Here is a 13,785-nt window from a genome sequence, read left to right as displayed (position 1 = left end):
CAGCCTGCGGCAGCTCCTACACGGTCCACCTGTAGGAGCTGCCGCAGGCTGCGATCTTTTACTTTCAAGGGCGGCGATGGCGCACCAGGTGCTTGAACCCTTCAAACACCAGCACCAGTACCGCCATCCAGATCGGAATATAGGTCAGCCATTCACCGGGCTTGATGCTTTCCCCCAGCAACAACGCCACGCCCAGCAACAGCACCGGCTCGACGTAGCTCAACAACCCGAACAGGCTGAACGGCAGCAAGCGACTGGCGATGATGTAGACAACCAGCGCCGACGCGCTGATCAAGCCAAGCAGGGGAATCAGCCAGGTCAATGCCGGGTGCTGCTCGAAGACCCCAAAGCCCTGCTCACCACTGCTCACGAACCAGAATGCGATCGGCAGCATCAGGGTCATGTCGACCCACAGTCCGCCGAGGTTGTCAGTCTTCAGCCATTTGCGCACCACGAAATACAGCGGATAACCCACGACCACCACCAAGGTCGCCCAGGAGAAGCCGCCGACCTGGTACAGCTCATTGACCACACCCAAGCTTGCAAAGAACACCGCGATCTTTTGCAAGTACGACAGGCGTTCACCGTAGGCGATGCGCCCTGTCAGCACCATGGCCAGCGGCAACAGGAAGTAGCCCAGCGACACATCGAGGCTGTAGCCGTTGAGTGGTGCCCACATGAACAGCCAAAGCTGGACGCCCAGCAGCGCCGCCGAGACGAACAGGATGCCGATCAATCTGGGTTGGGTGCTGAACCGACGCAACAAGTCGGCCACGCGCCGCCATTCTCCCGACACCAGCATGAACAGGGTCATGCACGGCACGGTCAACAGCATGCGCCAGCCGAAAATCTCCACACCGCTCAACGGCTTGAGCAGTGAAGTGTAGTAATACATGACGGCAAACAGCACCGAGGCTGAAACCGATAAAGCGATACCTTTTGACAAGCTGTCCTCGCGAGGTTGAACGTGAAACGGGGTGCGGAGGATACGTGGTTTTACTGTCGAATATTGTCCAATCGATCAATAAAGATCCCCTGTAGCAGCGAGCATGCTCCGGGCGGCGTTCCGACGATGAACGACTAGACACCGCGGGCATTCAGGCACCCCGCGTTATCGTTGACCACCATCGTCGGAACGCCGCCCGGAGCATGCTCGCTCCTACAGAGGGGTGTGTTCATTCAGTTACGCGTTTTACGGCCGGACACGAAATGGCTCACATCATTGAACCCCGGCGTCGATGCATGTCCCGGCGTCACCAACGAATCGATGAAGGCTTCATCCTCAATGCTGATCTTCACCGCCTGCGCCCTGGTGTAGGCATCCCACTGTTCTTCGGTGCGCGGGCCGACGATGGCCGAGGTCACGGCGCTGTTGTTCAGCACCCAGGCAATGGCGAACTCGACGATGCCCACGCCGCGTTCCTGGGTGTATCGCTGGATCTGCTGGGCGATGCGCAAGGACTCGACACGCCATTCGGTTTCCAGAATGCGTTTGTCGGCACGTCCCGCGCGGCTGTTGGCATCCGGCTTGACGTCCGGCGCGTACTTGCCGCTGAGCACGCCGCGGGCCAACGGACTGTAGGGCACCACACCCAGGCCATAATTCTGCGCGGCAGTGATCTGCTCGGTTTCGGCCTGGCGGTTGACGATGTTGTACAGTGGCTGGCTGATCACCGGCCGGTCGACACCGAGCTTGTCGGCCACGCGAATCACCTCGGCGATACGCCAGCCCCGGTAATTCGACAGGCCCCAATAGCGGATCTTGCCTTGGCGAATCAGGTCGCCAATGGCCGACACCGTGACCTCAAGCGGCGTGTTGTGGTCTTCGCGGTGCAGGTAATAAATATCGATATAGTCAGTGCCCAGGCGCGTAAGGCTGGCATCGATACCGTTGAAGATGTGCTTGCGGCTCAGGCCGCTGCGGTTCGGCACACCGTCCACCGGGCCAAAACCGACCTTGGTCGCCAGTACCCATTCGTGGCGGTTACCGGCAATCGCTTCGCCGACGATTTCTTCAGAACGGCCATTGGTGTAGACGTCGGCGGTGTCGATGAAATTGATGCCCTGGTCCCAGGCCTTGTCGATGATCCGCAGGGAATCTTCGGTGTTGGTCTGCTCGCCAAACATCATGGTGCCCAGGGTCAGGGTCGACACCTGCAGGCCCGAGTGACCCAGCGTGCGGTAGCTCATGAGGAAATCCTTTTGCCGGTGGGAAAGGCTCAATCAAATACCACAATGGCACAGCGGGGCAAAAGCTCTGTGACAGGCAAGTTCGCTTTATCATGATTTCTGGCGATGCAAAGGGTAACGTTGATCGACCTGTGAGTCTCGACCACCCCGTTTCAAGGAACCCCGTTATGTTCGAACTCGATCACGACCTGGCCCAGGACATCGTCGACCGGGCAATGGCCATCCTGCCTTACAACGTCAACGTCATGGACAGCCAGGGCCTGATCCTCGGCAGTGGCGAGCCGGAGCGGGTCAACACCCGGCATGAAGGCGCGCAACTGGTGTTGGCCAACAGCCGCGTGGTGGAGATCGACGCACAGACCGCGATCCACCTCAAGGGCGTGCAGCCGGGCATCAACCTGCCGTTGATGCTCGACCAGCGCTTGATCGGCGTGCTGGGCATCACCGGCGATCCCGAACAATTGCGCACTTACGCGCAGCTTGTGCGCATGACCGCCGAGATGCTGGTGGGCCAGCGCAACCAACAGGCCGAGAAACAGTGGCGCAGCCAGCGTTGCGATGACCTGCTGGCCTTGCTGCTCAGTGATGGCGGCCACTCGCCGCGCTTGATCGACGAAGCGCAACAGCTTGGGCTTAAACCGCAATTGACGCGGGTGCCTTACCTGTTCGAACTGGGCCAGGAGCAGGGGCCGGGGCACTCCGTCGAAGCGCTCAGTGCCTGGCTGACCAGTCGTTACCCGGACAGTTGGTGCGTGAGTTCGGCCAAGTCTTCGTTGCTGTGGTGCCGACCGACGAACCAGGCCGTCGACAACGAGCGATTGCTGGAAAAACTCGACGGCCTGGGCTGGAACATCCTGCGCATGGCCGTGGGCGGGCAGGCGGATGGGCTGACAGGATTGTGCCGCGGCTATCGTCGGGTCGGCGACTTGCTGGCCTATGGGCGCGAGGTGTTGCCTCAATCCCGTTTGCTGACGCTTAACCGCTATCGGCTACCGGTGTTGCTGTGGCGCCATCGCAACGACGATGCACTGGACGAGCTGCTCGACCCGTTGCGTAAAGTCATTGCCAGGGACAACAACGGCCAGTTACTGGCGACCCTGCGCAGTTGGTGCGAACACGATGGCCAGAGCCAGGCCTGCGCCGATGCGCTGGGCATCCATCGCAACAGCCTGCGTTACCGGATGGAGCGGATTGCAGAACTCAGTGGCGTTGATCCGTTGCGCCTGGACGGCATGCTCGCCCTTTACCTGGGCGTACAGCTGTTCTGCGAAACCGCTCCAACTCCCTGACCAAGACCCGCCCCCCTGTAGGAGCTGCCGCAGGCTGCGATCTTTTGACTTTGCTTTTCAAGGTCAAGATCAAAAGATCGCAGCCCGCGGCAGGTCCTACATGGAAAGTATAAGATTTGTGGGAATGAACAATAATCCTCGATGCCCGTTGTGCAGCGGCCCGGCGTTATTGTTCATGCCGGCTGGCAGCATGGATAGCATTGGAACTGGAGAATCCCCATGAAAATCGTCATCGCCCCCGACTCGTTCAAGGACAGCCTCAGCGCTCAAGGCGTGGCCGACGCCATTGCCCTCGGTCTGGCAGAGGTGTGGCCCGATGCGCAATTGATCAAATGCCCGATGGCCGACGGCGGGGAAGGGACGGTCGAGTCGGTGCTTGCCGCGTGTGCTGGCGAGCTGCGTCGCACGACGGTTCGCGGGCCGCTCGGCGTAGCCGTCGATGCTGCCTGGGGCTGGTTGCCCCACAGCCACACGGCGATCATCGAAATGGCCGAAGCCAGTGGTTTGCAGCTGGTTCCGGTCGAGCGCCGCGATGCCTGCATCAGCAGCACTTTCGGCACCGGTGAATTGATTCGCGCTGCCCTCGATGCCGGGGCCCAGCGCATCATTCTGGCCATCGGCGGCAGCGCGACCAATGACGCCGGCGCAGGGGCGATGCAAGCCTTGGGCGTGAAGTTGCTGGACGCGCAGGGGCAAATCCTCGCTCCGGGCGGCTTGGCACTGGCACGGCTGGCCCGCATCGATATGAGCGATATCGACCCTCGCCTGGCCGAGGTGCGCTTCGACATCGCCGCCGACGTGAACAATCCACTGTGCGGGGCTCACGGCGCGTCGGCCATTTTCGGCCCGCAAAAAGGCGCGACGCCTGCGCAGGTCGAACAACTGGATCTTGCCCTCGGGCACTTTGCCGATCACTGCGCAAGCGCCTTGAACAAAGACGTGCGCGATGAGCCTGGCAGCGGCGCAGCAGGCGGCCTGGGGTTTGCCGCCAAGGCGTTCCTGGGGACGCAGTTCAAAGCCGGGGTGGAAGTGGTCGCCGAGCTGGTGGGGCTGGCCGATGCGGTTGCCGGTGCTGATCTGGTGATCACTGGCGAAGGCCGCTTCGATGCACAGACATTGCGCGGCAAGACGCCCTTTGGCGTGGCGCGCATTGCTCGTGATCGCGGTGTTCCGGTCATCGTCATTGCCGGCACGTTGGGCGAGGGCTATCAAGCCTTGTATGCCCATGGGATCGACGCCGCGTTTGCCCTGACGAGCGGACCGATGACATTGGCGCAGGCGTGCAGCGAAGCGCCGCGTCTGTTGCGTGAGCGGGCGGGTGATGTGGCGCGGGTTTGGCGGACGGCAACGACGTCTTTATCGTCCTGACCGACTCCGCCTAGAGGTGTCTCCCCATCCCAAAAAATGCGCAACACCTGTCAACTTTGACAGTATCACGTTTTGAGAAACCGGCGCTTAATCTGCCCAGGTCTTTTGACCGGGCAGAACGACAGGGTGCTCTGCAGTGTTGAGCCATGGGTTGGACTGCCAAATAAGTTTTGCAAGCCATGAAGCTGCTCATGGCTTAACTGAAACGGATTTGGAGAGACAAGCAATGGCAAGTTCATACCAGAAGCTGACTGCTGAGCAGGTGCGGGCTCGATACCATCAACGGTTCCTGGCAGACGATCTGCAGCCCCCTCGGATCGTGGATGCCCTTGATGCTGACGGCTTGATACACAGCAGCAAGCGTGATGCACCGTTGAAAGTGCATATTCCATTGTGGGATGGGCGCCCACCATTTCCAGGTGCGGATCCAAATGTACTGAGGATGGAGTGGAGGCCTTCCAGTTCAGAGCAATGGTTGCCTGTCGGTAATCCAGAGGAGGTTCCAGGTCCTGATGGCTTGCCTGATGACCGTTTCCCCCTGGAAAGGGAGATCCCACTTTTGATTTTCCGGGATTATGAAGGGGTATTTGAATTTCGTTACCGTGTGAAAAACTGGAATGACGGGAGCGAAAGAGAATCCCCAGAGGTCCCGGTCACTATCGACAGAACGGGGCCGGTCTGGGTAGATCCGCTAAAAGCCATGATCGATATCGTTGAAAAACCCGTGATCACTGATGCTGTTTTAGCACGCGATAACGGTGTCTTTTGCATCATCCCGGATTTTATAGAAGCGAACAGGCCTGAGGTATCGGTTAGCGTTGTCTGGATGACCAGGCCGCCTTTGCCGACGGAGGATATTACCGATTTTATCGTGTATACCGGTCTGCTTCCCGCAGATCGCGAAGTGCTGGTGCCCGCAGACGTCGTCAGGGGGTATGGCTCGACCACCCAGTACGCGGTGGCCATCCTGTTCGACAAGGCAGGTAACCGTGGTGAAAGGTCGCTACCCGCTACGGTGCCGGTTGCGTTGGGTTCACTGCCTACAGGACTCCATCCTTGCACCGTGCCTCTGGCCGAAGACGCCGAAAGGCTGATTGATCGGGCCGATGCGGCTTTTCCAACCAGGGTACATATCGAGGAATACACCGGGTGGCTCCACAACCATGGCGTCCAGATCCGCTGGGGGGGGCAAATCCTCGCCCGGACGTCCGTCGGCTCACACGGCGGGTTCCCATTAAAAATTGCGGTGCCCTGGCCCCGCATGTCACAAGAATACGACTTTGATTCGGCCACGCATGTGCAACCTGTCGCTGTCGATTACAAGATTCTGGTAGGCGATTAACCTGTTCGACAAGCCCGACCGTATCGTGCGCATCAACCTGGCCGGTGAGACCATCAGCGAACACACCTACTATTACGATGGCATGGGGCGTTTGGTCGAGGAATACGACGCTGCAAACAACCGTACACGCTATGAGTACGACGCTTTCGACCGGATGATAAGGACAATATTGCCGGACGGTAGCGTTGTCGAACGCGAGTACGCGCCGCACAGTAGTGAAGACTTGCCGGTGAAGATCAGTGTCAACGACGCCGTACTGGGCACGCGAAGATACGACGGAATCGATCGCTTGGTCGTGTCGATCACCGGCGGGAGGCAAACTGACTACAGTTACGATCCGGGCCAGAGCCAACCCAGTAAGGTCAAGCGCCCCACGGGGCTGGAAACCGGCTATGTCTACGTGCCCGCCCTGGGCGAAGATCCGCAGAAGCGCATCGCACAGGAAAGCACCGCCATCTTCGATTACGATCCCCAGAACGCGCGTCTGAGCAAAACTGAAGAAGTGGACCCGGACGGTATCATGCATACCCTCAAACGTGAGTATTTCAGTACGGGTGAAATCAAGAGCGAAAGCCGCGGACAGGGTGACGAAGTGCCGCTGGAAATGTTTTATGAATACAGTCGTCAGGCGCGCCTGCTCAGTTACAAAGACGTCCTGAAGCAAGTCCAGGAGTATGAGTACAACGAACGTGCGCAGTTGATTTGCACAAGCCTGGGCACAACGCGCTCGACGTTCGCCTATAACGACCAGGCGCAGCTCGAGTCCATTTTAACCATTGATGGATCGCAGCAACTCAAGACCGACCTTGAGTACGATGATTTTGGCCGCGAGATACTGCGTAGGTTCGACCTGGGCAATCAGGTCATTCAAATCTTGGAGCAGACCTATGATGAAGTCGACAGGCTTGTTCAGCGCACGCTGATGCAAGGCGTGCAAACGTTGCGGGACGAACGCTACGGTTACGACGAGCGCGGGCGGCTGGTCGATTACAGCTGCACCGGCAGCCAATGCCCCGAAGACCCTTATGGGAAGATCATCAAGGGGCAGATTTTTGGTTATGACGCGTTTGATAACATGGACTTCGTCGAGACCACGTTCGAGGGGGGGCGACATACCATCTATTTCGAGTATTTGAACGAGCTGGACCCTTGTCAGTTGACGGGCTTGACCAACCATTTGAATCCCGCCCTGCCAGACGATCCACTTTACCCAGCCAGAATCGACTTTTGCTATGACGCCGACGGTAACCTGCTGCGAGACGAAGTCGGTCGGAAGCTGGAGTATGACAGCCTGGGACGACTGATCAGGGTCTGTGCTCCATCCGGCGAATCGGGCACAGACTATCAATATGACTCGCTTGACGAACTGGGCGGGCTCGAAACGTCCAGCGGGAGCGAGCAGCGTTACTATAACCAAGGTAAATTGACCAACCAGATCAAATCCAAATCAGGCGACTCCAGTACGTTCTTCCACGCCGAGGGGATTGCGCTTGCAGAGCTCAAGGAAGGTGCTGGCCCAAAGTCCTGATGCTGGCCAATGATCAACAGAACACGGTGTTGTGTGAGTTGAGCCAGGATGGACGTAAAGAAAGCGCGTATTCAGCGTATGGCCATCGTGCCGATGATGCGGCGATCCATAGTCGGCTTGCTTACAACGGCGAACTACGTGAACCGCAAAACAATTGTTATGTGTTGGGCAATGGCTACCGGGTGTTTAACCCGGTGTTGATGCGGTTTCACAGCGCGGATAGTTGGAGTCCGTTTTGGTTGGGGGGATTGAACGCTTATACCTACTGCCGCGGGAATCCGATCAGCTTCAGGGATGATTCAGGGCATGTCTCATTTTCAAAATTCTTGTTGGTGTTCATGAGCGGCGTCGGTGACGATATGGCTCGGACGGGCATGAATCCGCGTCCTGGTGGATCCGTTGGCTCCTTAGGACGACCTGTTCAGTCCGGTAGCTTGTTTTCGGGAAGCAGAGCACCAGCCAGCGGCGCTATGGAAAATGTCACAGAAAACTTGGGGGCGCTTAAGTTGTCTGGTCGCACTTCAAGGACACCTCCTCGGCAAACGGCAAAACCGCGTGACCCGGCGCCGGACTACAGTTCTGATGAATCTGTCACTGGGGCTTCTGTAAATAAAGCACCTTCTGATGTACCCCGGCGGGCGAAGAGCAAGAAGCCGAGACTGATAGAGAATAACTATGAGCATAATAGGAAACACTTTCCAGAGGCTTATGACCGGGCGCTACAGCAGAGTATTCCAGGCGCAATTATAGAAAAACATAGAGACAAACCAGGAGCGTTCTGGGTGGCAGGTCCTAGGCAAACCGGGGTCGATCCGTTTTTTGGTGTGGCCAAGCGCAACATAATCGTACGTCTGCCTGATAGTCCCAGAGGGCCTAGAGACCGTTTCGGTTATAATGTGTAAAGGATGCTTGATCGACAGAGGCTTGAATGTATCCGCATTTCATGCGGATACATTCTAATCAACTACTTCGCAACCCACTCACCCGCGCAAACTCCACCAACCCACCGTCATGCACGAGCCCCAACTTGTCCATGGCGGTGCGTTTTTGCCTGCTGATGGTTTTTTCGCTGCGGTTCAGTCGCGCGGCAATCTGTCGTCCAGATAGTCCTTGGGCGAACAACCGGACTACTTCGATTTCCCGGTTCGACAGGTTTACTGATGGCGTGTTGGGGCCAAGGGGCGGCAAGGCGTGGGCATCGAGAATCCGGGCAAAAGCCGGGCAGAGGTATCGACGCCCGTTGGCGGTGGAAAAAACCGCCCGTTTCAACTCGCTCAAGGCACTGCGCTTGTCGAACAGGCTATCCACACCGATGTTGAGCAAGGCTTGCAACAAGGCAGGGTTGCGCAACATGGTTATCACAATCACTGGCAGGGACGCGAATCGCCGCTTGAGATAACCCATCAATGCCAGCCCATCGGGAAGGCGCCCATAAGGCATCGCGTAGTCGCTGATCACCAGGTCACAGGGCGTGTGGTGCAGATGATGAATCAGCTCATCGGCATTTTCAGCCCTGGCGACAACTGAGCATGTGAAATCGGCGAAGGAGGAGAGAACCATTTCGATACCCGTCAATACGACCGGATGATCGTCGGCAATGATGATTCGCAGCCCTTTGTTTGGTCGGTGCCCATGGGACACTGGCGCATCGTCACAGGCACTGGCGTGGTAGAGGTCAAGCGGTCGTGATCGAGGTACGGGGTCCAAGCTCATGAATAGTCTCAACAGGGGTCAATGAAAGGCCGACCGCTGGAGAGACAGGGTTCAAGGTGACTGGATAAGACCTTGTTCCAGTGCCTTCACCATGGCAAGCCAGCGCGATCTCACGCCAAATTTCTTGCGAATGTTACAAAAGTGATAATTCACACCTGCCTCGCTGCATTGGCAGATTTGCGCGATTTCCCATGACGATTTGCCCATGGCTGTCCACTTCAAGCACTCCTGTTCCCGAGCCGTCAGCTTGATCGCTTCAGGTTGAGGGCACTCCGGCGATTGGAAAGTGGCCTGTGTGGGCGTTGATCGAACTGATCCGGTATTGGCACGGTACATAGTTGAATCTCCCATTCATCATCATTGACGGCGTGGGCGCGGCGGAATCTTCCTACATCTAGAAGGCATGGTTCGCGCGGCCGTCCTTCAGGCACCTGATTCAGGGCTGGAGGCTCGACTTCCTTATAGCTCGAATCACCCCACTTGAAACCTGTCACAAATTACAGGTGGTGGACTTTAATCGGACTGCGCCGAGTTGGCTGTCAGCAAAAGAACCCAGTCATGTAGGAAGAGTTGCTGATTTCTGTTGCCTAACCCGTTCGTCGATTTCATCGAGGTAGTGGCGCGTGGCGCGATTTGAGATAGGGTTGACTCAGGAACTCGCGCGATTGGAGAACTACATGCGCTATTCAGGCTTGACCCAACGCATCGCCGGAGATGGCGCTGCGGCCTGGCAGATTCACGACCGCGCACTGCAAATGCGCGAACAAGGCGTCGACGTACTGCTGCTGTCGGTCGGCGACCCGGATTTCGATACACCCAGCCCCATCGTCCAGGCCGCCATCAACAGTTTGCTGGCGGGCGACACCCATTACTCGCAGGTGCGCGGAAGTCGGGGTTTGCGCGACAGCATTGCCCGCCGTCATCAGCGTCGAAGTGGTCAAGTGGTGGATGCCGATCACGTGATCGTGATGCCCGGTGCGCAATGCGCGGTGTACTCCGTCGCGCAGTGCCTGCTCGATCCAGGCGACGAAGTGATCGTTGCCGAGCCGATGTACGTAACGTATGAGGGCGTATTCGGCGCGTGCGGGGCCACCGTGGTGCCGGTAGGGGTGCGTCCGGAGAACGGCTTTCGGGTCGATCCGGCGGATGTGGCGGCCCGCATCACCCCCAAGACCCGCGCGCTGTTGCTCAACAGCCCGAACAACCCTTCCGGAGCCAGTTTGTCGCTGATGATCTGGCAGGAGCTGGCCTTGCTGTGTGTGCGTCACGATCTTTGGTTGATCAGCGATGAGGTCTACGGTGATCTGCTGTACGAGGGCGAACACATCAGTCCGGCCAGCCTGCCGGGCATGGCCGAGCGCACCGCGACCATCGACAGCCTGTCCAAATCCCACGCCATGAGCGGCTGGCGAGTGGGTTGGGTGATCGGGCCGAAAACCTTGAACGACCACCTGGAACATCTTTCGTTGAGCATGCTGTTTGGCATTCCGGAGTTCGTTCAGAAGGCGGCGCAACTGGCGCTGGATGCAGACCTGCCGGAGGTGGCGTTTATGCGCGATGAATATCGCCGGCGCCGCGACCTGGTGTGTACCAGCCTGAACCAATGCCCGGGTATTCGGGCCATTCGCCCGGACGGCGGGATGTTCGTAATGGCCGACGTGCGCCAGACCGGGTTGTCCGCCCAGCATTTCGCCGAGCGACTGCTGGAGGGGTATGGTGTGTCAGTACTGGCGGGTGAGGCGTTCGGACCGAGTGCGGCAGGGCATATTCGTATTGGCCTGGTGGTGGATCAGCGCAAGCTGGCGGATGCCTGTCGGCGGATTGGGCAGTGCGCCATGGACCTTCTGGAGGCGCGGCGGGCCTGACAGTTTTTTGTTGTTCGGGCCGGCCCCTTCGCGGGCAAGCCCGCTCCCACAGAGTATCTGCGGTGGTAAACAGACCCCCTGTGGGAGCGGGCTTGCCCGCGAAGACTGCCTGACTGACAACTAATTTCTCAAGCCTTCCACGCCCGCCCATTCACCAAATTAGCCGGCCGTTCACCCGCCAACGCCGCCAACAGATTATCCACCGCGCACCGCGCCATCGCCTCCCGTGTTTCATGGGTCGCCGAGCCCATGTGCGGCGTTGCCACCACGTTGTCCATCTGCAACAACGGCGAGTCGAGGTGCAGCGGTTCACGCTCGAACACATCCAGCCCCGCCGCGCGAATCTGCCCCGTATGCAATGCCTGAATCAGCGCCGCTTCATCCACCACCTTGCCTCGTGAAATATTGATGAAGATGGTCTCGGGACGCATCAGCGCAAACTGGTCAGCGCCGATGAGCCCTTCGGTATCCGAGGTCAGCGGCAAGGTCAGGCATACGAAATCGGCCTGCTGCAGCAATTCCGGCAGGCTGCGGTACTGAGCGTTGAAGCGCTGTTGCGCTGCCGGTTTCGGCGAGTGGCTGTGATAGATCACCGGCATGCCAAAGCCGAAATGCCCACGCTGGGCCAGTGCCTCGCCGATACGGCCCATGCCAATGATGCCCAGGGTTTTGCCATGCACGTCGCTGCCGAAATGCGCGGGGCCGAGATTACGGGTCCAACGGCCTTCGCGAACCATATTGGCCAGTTCCACCACGCGTCGAGCGGTGGCGAGAATCAACGCAAAACCGGTATCGGCGGTGGTTTCGGTGAGCACGTCCGGTGTGTTGCTGAGCAGGATGCGGCGCTCGGTCAGGTAGTCGATGTCGTAGTTGTCGACGCCCACCGAGACGCTGGCGATGGCTTCAAGGTCGGGGGCCAGGTCGAGCAGTTCGGCATCCAGCTTCAGACTGGCACCGAGCAGGCCGTGAGCGCGGGGCAGGGCATCGCGCAATCGGGCCAGGCCATCGGCGTCGAGGTTCTCGATGAGCGTCACTTCGGCCTGCTCGTGCAAGCGAGCCATCAGCAGCGGCGAGAGTTTCTTGTACAGAACAACCTGCTTTTTCATTGTCGTCATCCAATTCAGGAATGTGCAGCGGGGCGGGTTAATGCGACCGTGGGCCGTTCCCGGTCGCTGGCGCCGGGCTTGAGGCAAATCGTCAGCACCACCGAGAGCATCAGCGCGCCGCTCATCAACAGGTAAGACGCGCCGGGCGAGCCGGTGGAGCTGTTCAGGTAACCGACCAGGTAGGAGCCGCCAAAGGAACCGAGGGCGCCCATGCTGTTGATCAGCGCCATCGCACCGCCGGCGACGTTGGCTGGGAGGATCTCCGGGATGATCGCGAAGAACGGTCCGTAAGGTGCGTACATGCAGGCCCCGGCAATCACCAGCAAGGTGTAGGACCACCAGAAATGTTCGGCGCCCAAGGCGTAGGAGCCATAGAAAGCGAATGAGGCGATCAGCAGCGGCGGCCAGACGAAGCGCTTGCGTTTTTGCAGTTTGTCCGAGCCCCAGGATACCAGCAGCATGCCGATCACCGCCGCCAGGTAAGGCAGCGCCGACAGCCAGCCGGCTTGCACCATGTCCATCTGCGCACCGGCCTTGAGGATCGACGGCAGCCACAGCACGAAGCCGTAGACGCCGATGCTCCAGCAGAAAAACTGCAGCGCCAGGAGGATGACTTTCGGCGAGCGGAAGGCTTCGGCGTAGTTCTTGACGGCCTTGATGCCGACTTGCTCGGCGGCCAGGGCGCTTTCCAGGTCCTGCTTTTCCTGGTCGTTGAGCCACTTGGCCTGGGACGGACGATCATCAGCCAGGCGCCACCAGATGAATGCCCACAGCACCGCCGGCAAACCTTCGACTATGAACATCCAGCGCCAGCTGTAATGTTGCACCAGATAACCCGAGACCACCGACATCCACAGCATGGTCACCGGGTTGCCGAGGATCAGGAAGGTGTTGGCCCGTGAGCGTTCGGCGCGGGTGAACCAATGGCACAGATAGATCAGCATGGCCGGCATCACTGCGGCCTCGACCACCCCAAGCATGAAGCGGATGACGATCAGCCAGTAGGCGTTGGAGACGATACCGGTCAAGGTTGCCAGACTGCCCCAGAGGATAAGGCTGACGAAAATCAGCTTCTTCACGCTGTGTTTCTGCGCATAGATCGCCCCCGGTACCTGGAAGAAAAAGTAGCCGAGGAAGAACAGCGCACCGAGCATCGACGACAGGCCCGGCGTGATCATCAGGTCGGCCGCCATGCCCGAGGCGGCGGCGAAGCCGTAGTTGGCGCGGTCCAGATACGCCAGGCTGTAGGTGATGAAGACAATGGGCATGATGTACCACCAGCGGCGGGTGGCGAGGGTTGCGGTTTTCATGGGTGGTGCTCCTGAGCTTGTTGTTTTTGTCGCAGCAGGTAACGGTGATCCTTCCCACGCTTCGCGTGGGAATG

At 59.0% G+C, this 13,785-nt stretch carries 12 protein-coding genes; 6 read left to right on the top strand and 6 right to left on the bottom strand.

Annotation, left to right across the window (positions count from 1 at the left end; genetic code table 11):
• Positions 1 to 64: 64 nt before the first annotated feature.
• Positions 65 to 946, bottom strand: coding sequence for an EamA family transporter RarD (gene rarD / locus CGA21_RS15340; RefSeq protein WP_110747730.1), 882 nt, complete (start codon positions 944 to 946; stop codon positions 65 to 67).
• Positions 947 to 1,179: 233 nt separating this feature from the next.
• Positions 1,180 to 2,190 (bottom strand): aldo/keto reductase, encoded by a 1,011-nt coding sequence (locus CGA21_RS15335; protein ID WP_110747726.1) that lies wholly within the window; start codon positions 2,188 to 2,190, stop codon positions 1,180 to 1,182.
• A 167-nt stretch (positions 2,191 to 2,357) separates the two neighbouring features.
• Here CGA21_RS15335 and CGA21_RS15330 point away from each other — a divergent pair, with 167 nt between their 5' ends.
• The 5 genes from CGA21_RS15330 to CGA21_RS15310 all read left to right on the top strand — a co-directional run bounded on the left by CGA21_RS15330 (position 2,358) and on the right by CGA21_RS15310 (position 8,619).
• Positions 2,358 to 3,479 carry a sugar diacid recognition domain-containing protein gene (locus tag CGA21_RS15330; RefSeq protein WP_188264524.1) on the top strand — a complete coding sequence of 374 codons (1,122 nt, stop codon included), beginning with the start codon at positions 2,358 to 2,360 and terminating at the stop codon, positions 3,477 to 3,479.
• A gap of 219 nt (positions 3,480 to 3,698) precedes the next feature.
• Positions 3,699 to 4,847: a glycerate kinase gene (locus CGA21_RS15325; protein ID WP_188264523.1), complete on the top strand. Its 1,149-nt coding sequence runs from the start codon at positions 3,699 to 3,701 to the stop codon at positions 4,845 to 4,847.
• A gap of 226 nt (positions 4,848 to 5,073) precedes the next feature.
• A complete protein-coding gene (locus CGA21_RS15320; RefSeq protein ID WP_188264522.1) occupies positions 5,074 to 6,189 on the top strand; it encodes a hypothetical protein in 1,116 nt (371 codons plus the stop codon).
• A 25-nt stretch (positions 6,190 to 6,214) separates the two neighbouring features.
• On the top strand, positions 6,215 to 7,717 hold the full coding sequence (locus CGA21_RS15315; RefSeq protein ID WP_188264521.1) for an RHS repeat protein: 1,503 nt from the start codon (positions 6,215 to 6,217) through the stop codon (positions 7,715 to 7,717).
• A complete protein-coding gene (locus CGA21_RS15310) occupies positions 7,717 to 8,619 on the top strand; it encodes an RHS repeat-associated core domain-containing protein (protein ID WP_110747677.1) in 903 nt (300 codons plus the stop codon). The genes CGA21_RS15315 and CGA21_RS15310 overlap by 1 nt, the downstream gene beginning before the upstream one ends.
• 58 nt (positions 8,620 to 8,677) lie before the next feature.
• Here CGA21_RS15310 and CGA21_RS15305 read toward each other — a convergent pair whose 3' ends face one another.
• A complete protein-coding gene (locus tag CGA21_RS15305; protein WP_110747674.1) occupies positions 8,678 to 9,430 on the bottom strand; it encodes a response regulator transcription factor in 753 nt (250 codons plus the stop codon).
• Between the two features lie 51 nt (positions 9,431 to 9,481).
• A complete protein-coding gene (locus tag CGA21_RS15300) occupies positions 9,482 to 9,766 on the bottom strand; it encodes a helix-turn-helix transcriptional regulator (protein ID WP_110747671.1) in 285 nt (94 codons plus the stop codon).
• 341 nt (positions 9,767 to 10,107) lie between these two features.
• Here CGA21_RS15300 and CGA21_RS15295 point away from each other — a divergent pair, with 341 nt between their 5' ends.
• On the top strand, positions 10,108 to 11,295 hold the full coding sequence (locus tag CGA21_RS15295) for a pyridoxal phosphate-dependent aminotransferase (RefSeq protein WP_110747669.1): 1,188 nt from the start codon (positions 10,108 to 10,110) through the stop codon (positions 11,293 to 11,295).
• A 128-nt stretch (positions 11,296 to 11,423) separates the two neighbouring features.
• Here CGA21_RS15295 and CGA21_RS15290 read toward each other — a convergent pair whose 3' ends face one another.
• Entirely contained in the window at positions 11,424 to 12,401 is a 978-nt protein-coding gene (locus tag CGA21_RS15290; RefSeq protein WP_110747666.1) for a 2-hydroxyacid dehydrogenase, read from the bottom strand.
• A gap of 14 nt (positions 12,402 to 12,415) precedes the next feature.
• The gene (locus CGA21_RS15285) at positions 12,416 to 13,711 is read right to left on the bottom strand and encodes an MFS transporter (RefSeq protein ID WP_110747663.1); all 1,296 of its coding nucleotides are present in this window, start codon (positions 13,709 to 13,711) and stop codon (positions 12,416 to 12,418) included.
• Positions 13,712 to 13,785: the final 74 nt, after the last annotated feature.

Origin of the sequence: Pseudomonas sp. PSB11, from assembly GCF_014596605.1 — a bacterium.
Taxonomy (GTDB): Bacteria; Pseudomonadota; Gammaproteobacteria; order Pseudomonadales; family Pseudomonadaceae; genus Aquipseudomonas; species Aquipseudomonas umsongensis.
Note: the sequence above shows the minus strand (reverse complement) of the source record. Positions and strands in the feature narration are given on the sequence as shown.

Coding starts and splice junctions, on each gene's coding strand:
- CGA21_RS15290 (WP_110747666.1), bottom strand. CDS start 12,401: ATGAAAAAGCAGGTTGTTCTGTACAAGAAACTCTCGCCGCTGCTGATG.
- CGA21_RS15300 (WP_110747671.1), bottom strand. CDS start 9,766: ATGTACCGTGCCAATACCGGATCAGTTCGATCAACGCCCACACAGGCC.
- CGA21_RS15295 (WP_110747669.1), top strand. CDS start 10,108: ATGCGCTATTCAGGCTTGACCCAACGCATCGCCGGAGATGGCGCTGCG.
- CGA21_RS15320 (WP_188264522.1), top strand. CDS start 5,074: ATGGCAAGTTCATACCAGAAGCTGACTGCTGAGCAGGTGCGGGCTCGA.
- CGA21_RS15330 (WP_188264524.1), top strand. CDS start 2,358: ATGTTCGAACTCGATCACGACCTGGCCCAGGACATCGTCGACCGGGCA.
- CGA21_RS15305 (WP_110747674.1), bottom strand. CDS start 9,430: ATGAGCTTGGACCCCGTACCTCGATCACGACCGCTTGACCTCTACCAC.
- CGA21_RS15285 (WP_110747663.1), bottom strand. CDS start 13,711: ATGAAAACCGCAACCCTCGCCACCCGCCGCTGGTGGTACATCATGCCC.
- CGA21_RS15325 (WP_188264523.1), top strand. CDS start 3,699: ATGAAAATCGTCATCGCCCCCGACTCGTTCAAGGACAGCCTCAGCGCT.
- CGA21_RS15335 (WP_110747726.1), bottom strand. CDS start 2,190: ATGAGCTACCGCACGCTGGGTCACTCGGGCCTGCAGGTGTCGACCCTG.
- CGA21_RS15310 (WP_110747677.1), top strand. CDS start 7,717: ATGCTGGCCAATGATCAACAGAACACGGTGTTGTGTGAGTTGAGCCAG.